Source organism: Gordonia sp. C13 (genome assembly GCF_023218005.1).
Classification (GTDB): Bacteria; Actinomycetota; Actinomycetes; order Mycobacteriales; family Mycobacteriaceae; genus Gordonia; species Gordonia namibiensis.
Window position 1 is genome coordinate 1 of sequence record NZ_JALPSY010000053.1, and the last position, 7,864, is coordinate 7,864.

Here is a 7,864-nt window from a genome sequence, read left to right on the forward strand (position 1 = left end):
ACTTTTTAGCCGATAATAGTAATTACGACATTTGAAGGGTTTAGCCTTGACTACTGAGGGGTGGCCGATCGGCCTGACTCAGGTCGTCACTGCGGGTAGGCGCCTGCTGGTCGTTCTATTGTCGGGTTAGAGCGACGAGTTGCCGTAGCACCATGAGGACGAGGCCAGCGGCGAACGCGATTGCAGTGATTGCGGTTAGGGCGGCCGTCAGGAGCGCGGCCCGGATTGCCTGTGCAGTCATGATTCGTTGTGCGTCAGGCTTTGCGGGCGCGGATGGCCTCGAAGACCGAGGGGTCGACGAGGGTGGAGGTGTCGCCGAGTTCGCGTCCTTCGGCGACGTCCTTGAGCAGGCGGCGCATGATCTTGCCCGAGCGTGTCTTGGGCAGTTCGGGCACGACGTTGATCTCGCGGGGTTTGGCGATCGGCGAGATCTCCACCGACACCTGCTGGCGCAGTTCGGCGATCAGCTGGTCACCGGTGTTCTCCACGCCTTCACGGAGGATGACGAAGGCGACGATGCCCTGACCGGTGGTCTCGTCGGCGGCGCCGATGACCGCGGCTTCGGCGACACCGGAGTGGCCGACGAGGGCGGACTCGACTTCGGCGGTGGAGATGCGGTGGCCGGAGACGTTCATGACGTCGTCGACGCGTCCGAGGACCCAGAGTGCGTGGTCGGCGTCGTAGCGGGCGCCGTCGCCGGCGAAGTACCAGCCCTGCTCGGCGAAGCGTGACCAGTACGTCTCGCGGAAGCGCTCGTCGTCGCCCCAGATGCCGCGCAGCATCGACGGCCACGGCTGGTCGAGCACGAGGTAGCCCTGCTCACCGGCGCCGACGGGGTTGCCCTGGTCGTCGACGATGTTGGCGCTGATGCCGGGCAGGGGTTTCATCGCTGATCCCGGCTTGGTCGCGGTCACGCCGGGCAGCGGCGAGATCATGATGGCGCCGGTCTCGGTCTGCCACCAGGTGTCGACGATGGGTGCGGAGTTGCCGCCGATGACCTCGCGGTACCACTTCCAGGCCTCGGGGTTGATCGGTTCGCCGACGCTGCCGAGCAGCCGGATGCTGGACAGGTCGTGGGCGTCGGGGATCTCGCGTCCCCACTTCATGAAGGTGCGGATCAGGGTCGGCGCGATGTAGTAGATGGTGACGCCGTACTTCTGGATGATCTCGAAGTGGCGGTGTTCGTTGGGGGAGTTGGGGGTTCCTTCGTAGACGACCTCGGTCGCGCCGTTGGAGAGCGGGCCGTAGACGAGGTAGGAGTGGCCGGTCACCCAGCCGATGTCGGCGCCACACCAGAAGACGTCGCGGCCTTCTTTGTGGTCGAAGACGTAGTGGAACGTGTAGCTGACCTGGGTGAGGTAACCGCCGGAGGAGTGGACGATGCCCTTGGGCTTGCCGGTGGTGCCCGAGGTGTAGAGCAGGAACAGCGGGTGTTCGGCGTCGAAGGCCTCGGCGTCGTGGGTGTCGGACTGTTCGTCGACGGTGTCTTCCCACCACACGTCGCGGCCTTCGACCCAGTTCAGGTCGGGGTCATGGTTGGTTCGACGCACGACGAGGACCTTCTCGACGGATTTCGCGGCGTCGTCGCCGGTGCCGAGCGCCTCGTCGACCTGGGTCTTCAGTGGCGCCGGCTGGCCGCGGCGGTACTGGCCGTCGGTGGTGATGACGAGCTTGGCCTCGGCGTCGTCGACGCGGGAGCGCAGCGCTCCGGAGGAGAAGCCGGCGAAGACCACCGAGTGGGTGAGTCCGAGGCGGGCGCAGGCGAGCATCGAGATCAGGGCCTCGGGGACCATCGGCATGTAGATGGCGACGCGATCGCCGGCGACCAGCCCGATGGACGAGAAGTAGTTGGCGGCCTTGCTGACCTCGGCGAGCAGTTGGCTGTAGGTGAGGTCGCGGGTGTCGCCGGGTTCGCCGACCCAGTGGATGGCGACGCGGTCGCCCTTGCCTGCGGCGACGTGCCGGTCCACGCAGTTGACCGCGACGTTGAGCTTGCCTCCGACGAACCACTTGGCGAACGGGGCGTCGGACCAGTCGAGGGTGGTGGTGAACTCGGTGGCCCAGTCCAGCCGCCGGGCCTGCTCGGCCCAGAACTCGAGGCGGTCGGCGTCGGCATGGTCATACATCTCGGCCGTGCCGTTGGCCTGGTCCGTGAACGCGGGGGCAGGAGGGTAGCTACCGGCTGCGTCGGTGGTGGTGGTCGTGGTCACGGGGAAGGGTGGCCTTTCGCGGGCTGGGCGGGGTCAGTGGGATGCTGGCTGGGCGGCGGAATGTCGGGGGCTCGCCGCCCAGCCAGCAGTCTTTACACGGAGTAGCGGCAGAGGGTTTCGCCGCCGTCGACCTTGATCAGGTCGCCGTGGATGTAGCTCGAGTCATCAGAGGCGAGGAAAATGGCGAGTTTGGAGATGTCCTCGACCTCGCCCCACCGCTTGAGGGGGATCGACTCGGTGAATGCTGTATCGAAATCCTCGTCATCGAACAGTTCGCGGGTCAGGGCGGTCTTGGCGTAGGTGGGGCAGATGCCGTTGACGCGGATCTTGTTCTGGCCGTACTCGATCGCCAAGACCCTGGTGAGGTTGGCGGCCGCGCCTTTGGAGATGTTGTATACCGACTGCTTGGGGTGTCCTTGCAGACCGGCGGTGGAAACGATGTTGATGATGTTGCCGCCGTCGCCCTGGCTGAGGAACTGTTTGACGGCTTCTTGAGCAGCGAGGAAGCTGCCTTTGACATTCACCTGGTAGCAGATGTCGAGGTCCTGCTCGGTGAACTCGTGCAGGAACTTCCCGCCGCGGAACACTCCGGCGTTGTTGACCAGGACATCGAGGCGGCCGTAGGTGGCGACGGTCTCGGTCATGAGGTTCGCGACCTGATCGGGCTTGGTGACATCGGCCCGTATGAACACCGCTTGGCCGCCTGCTTTGACGATGGCTTCGGCGGTGGTCAAGTCGGCGTCGTCTTCGAATCCGCCGGTCAGGGGTTCTTCGTGGATGTCGCTGATGACGAGTTTGGCGCCCTCGGCGGCGAATGCTTTGGCGATTCCGCGGCCGAATCCAGAACTTGAGCCGGTGACCACCACGATTTTGTCTGTGAGTCGAGACATGCTGATCTTCCGGTCAGGGGGCGGTGAAGCCGCCGTCGATGGTGAGCAATGTTCCGGTGGCCCATCGTGCGTCGCCGGAGGCGAGGAACACGGTGGCCTTCGCCACGTCGTCGGCGGTGCCCAGTTCCGGCCACGGTGACTTGTCGTGCAGGGCCTTGTTCAGTTCGGGATCGTCGAGGAACGGACGGACCATCGCGGTTGCGAGGAATCCGGGGCAGACGGCGTTGACGTTGATGCGTTCTGGGGCGAAGTCGACGGCCAGCTGGCGGGTCAGGTTGACCACCGCGCCCTTGGCGGTGCAGTAGCCCGGCTCTTGGGCGAGCCCGACCAGCCCGCCGATGGAGGCGATGTTGACCACGCGGCCGCGTGAGCCGTCGACGGGTTCCTGGGTGAGCATCTGGCGGATGGCGAACTTACTGCCCAACCACACGCTCTTGGCGTTGATCCGGAGCGTGAGGTCGAATTCGTCTTCAGTCTCGTCGACGATGGTTTTCAGGCCGGTGAAGATGCCGGCGTTGTTGACCATCACATCGACGCGGCCGTAGCTGTCCACGGCCGTGGAGATCAGATTCTCCATTGACGCGTAGTTGCCTGCATCGGCGTCGACGTACAACGACTTTCCGCCGTTGGCGATGATGAGTTCGTCGGTGGCGACGTTGCTGTCGGTTTCATAGCCGCCTTCACGGGCTTCGCGGCGGATGTCCGAACACACCACGGTGGCACCTTCGGCGGCCAGGGCCAGGGCGATTGCCCGGCCGTTGCCTGAACTGGATCCGGTGACGACGGCGACTTTGCCGGCCAGTCGGTTGGTGGTCATAGCGATTCTCTTTTCAGTCTCAGAGGGAGGGATAGCCGAGCAGGGTCAGCCGACGAGGTGTTCCATGAACCAGTCGCGGGCCAGCGAGCTCGACTGCTCGAATCCCTTGGTGTAGATGTCGAAGTGGCCGCCAGGCAGGATCTCGATGCGCTTGGGAGCGCGCGCCCGCTCGAAGGCCCCGATCGCCAGATCCGTGGGGGTCAGGACGTCGTTGACTGCCGGCAGCAGCAGCAGGGGAGTGGGGCTGATGTACTCGACGAAATCTGCCGGCACGTACTCGCCCAGCATCTCCACGCTGCGCAGCGTCACCTCGTTGCGCCAGTTCGGTGCGATGGTGCGTCCGCTTTCGGTGAACCACTCGTAGGAGTCGGGCGTCGGCAACGCCGAGGGGGCGAGCGGATCCTCATCGACAACTGGCACCATGGCAGGTGCTTCGCCGTTGAAGCGGGCCAGGCGATCAGCGTCGAACTGCTCGCGGAACCCGTCGATGAAGTCGGGCCGGACCAGGCGGCGCAGGTTCTGATAGCCATCGACCAGTGACCCCTGGCTGACCACTGCCTTCACCCGTCGATCCAGCGCCGACACGACCAGCACGTGACCGCCGGAGTAGCTCGAACCCCACACTCCGATGCGGTCACTGTCGACCTCGGGAAGGGTGGTTGCGTAGGTGATCGCGTGCCGGTAGTCGCGGATCTGCTGCCACGGGTCGATCTCCTGGCGGGGCTCGCCGTCGCTGTCACCGAAGTTGCGGTTGTCGAACACCAGCGCGTTTAGTCCCGCAGCGGCGAACACCTCGGCGTAGCGGTCGAGGTACTGCTCCTTGACCGCCGAAAATCCGTGGGCCATAACGATAGTCGGGTGCGAGCTACCGTCGCCTTGGCTGGGGTAGAACCATCCGCGGAGAGTGACACCCTCTGCGTTGAACTCGATGTCGCGACGCTGCATGATCGAATCTCCTTGTGAGCTAGTTGATCTCAGCCCGCCAAGAAGGTTGTTAGTGTTTCCACCGGGCTGTGACTCCAGTCTCACCCAGGATCATCTGTGAGTTAATGAACTCAAGCGCCAGGTACGTGCAGTTACGCGACAGGGGTGGTCTTAGCTCGGTCAGCACGGAAGTCGCGTGGCGAAGTTCCGTAGTGCGACTTGAATGTTCGACTCAGATGGCTGGCATCTGAGAAGCCCCATTTGTTCGCGATTGACGCAATCGACTGGGTGGTCTCAGCGAGGTCGACCCGGGCACGAGCCAGTCGCCGAACCCGAATGAGGTCACTGACGGTCTGGCCGGTCGCGTTGAACACACGATTGACCGTTCGCACCGAGACTCCGTGAGCTTGCGCGATCACCCCTGGCGACAGGTGTTGATCGAGGAGGTGGCGTTCTATGTAGCGATTCATCGACTCACGCATCGCCGGCCCCGACGCGGAGGTCACACCCGCATCCCCGGGGCGCAACGCTCCGATCAGGAGCTCGAGGGTGGCATTGCGAGCAGCGGTCAACGACGACTGTGTGAGCAGCGGCAGCGTGGAACTAAGCGAGTCCAGATATGTGGTGAGTAGTTGCGCCGAAGGCGAAGACGCCTCGAGCTTGACCCCGCCTCGTGCCCACGGCGTGCCACCGATCTCCTCGATCGCCGACCGGGGGATGATCAGACTCCGCTTAGACAGCTGCTCCCACACAGTGAACCTAGCCGGCTTGCTACTGTCCCAGGCAACCGCGTCTCCGGGCTCCAAGTCGATCGTGACGTCATCTTGGGTGACGGATTCACGACCACCCCGGTTCATCAACACGACAAAGAACTCGCCGTCGGTGCCTGCGATCTGGCGTCGTTGACGCGTGCCAGACGATGGTCCGCACTCGCAATCAACCAACGCCAGATCGTCGATCCACCACCGCCGAATCGACGCTTCGAACGGCGTCTCCGTGCTGGTGAGCCGGGTCGTCCACGGCAGATGGGTCGTGGACAGCATCGACTGCCAATGATCATGCAGAGCTTCACCCACACCGAGGTCCGCCGAGGAAAAGCGTTCGTCCTGTCCCGCCATCACCACTCCTTCGTGCACGCACAAACCGGGGCCACCCGCGAACGTCACCATCCTATCGCCACCAATGTGCGCTGTGTCACATGGATACGGCCCTAGCATGCAGGCAGAAAGCGGGTGTGGCCAAGAATCCCTGCGACACACGCATGCACCCAGACGACATTGCTACAGGCCGCCCATCGACGTCGTCGATGACCTCAACGCGCTTGATCTTCGCCATCCCAGTCACAGCCTTTCGATAGTCTCTCCCGACCATTCAGTGTTCGATGGCAACGTCGACGCGGATGGCTGTGTTCGGCGCGGACTGAAACATCCGGCCCACTGATGCGCGCCCGCTTAATCCCTGACTGGCGATTATGTCATTAGGAGACCAATTACCCTCCGCGCCAACAGATCTGAACTGGTAACGAGACGTGTTGAAGTAGGACGAGTCACTGCCATCGAGCGTCCACCTATGTCGCGGACGACAAATGGTTCGAAGCTAGGCAGGGAGGGAGCCGATCACTGCCTGCTAGATACGAAGGTCACGCCCTCAGACAGATACGAAGGTCATGGCCCGAAGCCGGATCAACGTCTATGGACAATAGTTTCTCTAAACTGTTGCCTCGCATCTGTTTTCACTTGTCCTACTTAATTGGAAACGAGACGTGTTGAAGTAGGACGTGTATCCTACGCTCAGTCGCAGAGTGGCTTCGCGCAGTGTGACTGGTCCGGCATTGCTGGCGGGCACCGAACGTGCCGTGCAGGTGTCAGCCGGGCGGCTCGATGTCGATGGCCGCCAGGCACTCCTCGTCCGCGGAGCCGGGATTCGCCGCTACTGTGGAGGAGTGAAGGCACGCCAGCATCTCGTCCTCGCCGTGACTGCTGCGTTCGTCCTAGCTGGTTGCGGAGCATTCGAGAACGACCTTGGTCCGCGGGATATCAACAGAGACGGGGCCGAATCGGCGCTGTCAGAGCTGCGGATTTCTGTTCCCGAGGGGGCCAGATTTATCGCAGGCATAGAGTCGCCGCCCGGATTCGTGGGTAGTAGCTCCTACTACATCCGTTTCGGCACACCCGGCTCAACGCCGACGACCGTCGCCGCGTTAAACACTGCCAACGGCTTCGGTGACATCCACCGCATCGCGTGCCCGAGTCCGTTACTCACCAACGAATCGCTGCAGAAGATCGGACTGCAGTGCGACGGAGTCCGGGGAGTCTCAGTGATCCGCACCGATAACGAACCTGCTGAACAGACGCTCACCCCGGGACGTGAAGCGATCGCCGTAGTCAACGAGGGATCATCCGCGACTCAGTTATTTGTGATCGCCGAAGGGACATAACCGAAGCCCTGGGCACAGCCGTGATCACTCGTTTCCTTCTTCGACGATCGACACGTACTCGGCGTAGGTCGCTGCTGATGCCACGCTGTGTCGTTCGATGGTGGTGGGGGAGTAGCCAAGTGCGTCCGCGAGGATCGCGGGTGGTGCAAGCTTTGTGAGTTCGTGGAGTGTTCCGAGGCGGGCCGCCCTGGTCCTGAAGATCGTCGTGAGCCGCGTTCGTAAGTGCCCCGGGTTGATGTGTTGGCCCGGCATGTACCCGCGGAACACCCATGTCGTGGCCGGATGCGCAGCGGTGTTCGCGAGGTCGCGCTCGCCAGCGAGGTAACGGAATGGCTCAAGGGGCTCGGGTAGGGCGATGGCGATGTCCCCGAGAGTGACTGTCACAAGCTCGTCGGAGACAATTACGTCCTCCCAGGTGAGTTTGACGACGCGGTCGATCTGCTGACCGAAGACGATTACCAGGATGGCCGCAGCTCGATCTCGGGGATTCAGCGCCGGTTGGTTCGACGTGATGCTGTCGACGGCATCCTGCTGATCCTGCGCGCTCATCTTACGACTGCCACGACGGTGCGGCGTCATCGTTAGG

General features: G+C 63.2%; 6 protein-coding genes and 1 pseudogene. 1 reads left to right on the forward strand and 6 read right to left on the reverse strand.

Annotated elements, in window-relative coordinates:
* Positions 1 to 254: 254 nt before the first annotated feature.
* The 5 genes from acs to M1L58_RS23030 form a co-directional block, all read right to left on the reverse strand.
* Positions 255 to 2,210, reverse strand: a complete 1,956-nt coding sequence (acs, locus tag M1L58_RS23010; protein ID WP_248660598.1) for an acetate--CoA ligase — start codon at positions 2,208 to 2,210, stop codon at positions 255 to 257.
* Between the two features lie 92 nt (positions 2,211 to 2,302).
* Positions 2,303 to 3,100 carry an SDR family NAD(P)-dependent oxidoreductase gene (locus tag M1L58_RS23015; protein WP_248660599.1) on the reverse strand — a complete coding sequence of 266 codons (798 nt, stop codon included), beginning with the start codon at positions 3,098 to 3,100 and terminating at the stop codon, positions 2,303 to 2,305.
* A gap of 13 nt (positions 3,101 to 3,113) precedes the next feature.
* A complete protein-coding gene (locus tag M1L58_RS23020; protein WP_248660600.1) occupies positions 3,114 to 3,917 on the reverse strand; it encodes an SDR family NAD(P)-dependent oxidoreductase in 804 nt (267 codons plus the stop codon).
* Between the two features lie 45 nt (positions 3,918 to 3,962).
* Entirely contained in the window at positions 3,963 to 4,862 is a 900-nt protein-coding gene (locus tag M1L58_RS23025; protein WP_248660601.1) for an alpha/beta hydrolase, read from the reverse strand.
* A gap of 131 nt (positions 4,863 to 4,993) precedes the next feature.
* Positions 4,994 to 5,959 (reverse strand): helix-turn-helix domain-containing protein, encoded by a 966-nt coding sequence (locus tag M1L58_RS23030; RefSeq protein WP_248660602.1) that lies wholly within the window; start codon positions 5,957 to 5,959, stop codon positions 4,994 to 4,996.
* An 824-nt stretch (positions 5,960 to 6,783) separates the two neighbouring features.
* On the opposite strand from M1L58_RS23030, the gene M1L58_RS23035 reads away from it, so the two are divergent.
* Positions 6,784 to 7,278: a hypothetical protein gene (locus M1L58_RS23035; RefSeq protein WP_248660603.1), complete on the forward strand. Its 495-nt coding sequence runs from the start codon at positions 6,784 to 6,786 to the stop codon at positions 7,276 to 7,278.
* Between the two features lie 24 nt (positions 7,279 to 7,302).
* On the opposite strand, the pseudogene M1L58_RS23040 reads toward M1L58_RS23035, so the two are convergent.
* Positions 7,303 to 7,864, reverse strand: a pseudogene (locus tag M1L58_RS23040) (Fis family transcriptional regulator); the annotation flags it as partial.

What these genes read in the sequence shown, in the direction of transcription:
- M1L58_RS23015 (WP_248660599.1), bottom strand. Translation starts at nt 3,100, where the DNA reads ATGTCTCGACTCACAGACAAAATCGTGGTGGTCACCGGCTCAAGTTCT.
- M1L58_RS23020 (WP_248660600.1), bottom strand. Translation starts at nt 3,917, where the DNA reads ATGACCACCAACCGACTGGCCGGCAAAGTCGCCGTCGTCACCGGATCC.
- M1L58_RS23025 (WP_248660601.1), bottom strand. Translation starts at nt 4,862, where the DNA reads ATGCAGCGTCGCGACATCGAGTTCAACGCAGAGGGTGTCACTCTCCGC.
- M1L58_RS23030 (WP_248660602.1), bottom strand. Translation starts at nt 5,959, where the DNA reads ATGGCGGGACAGGACGAACGCTTTTCCTCGGCGGACCTCGGTGTGGGT.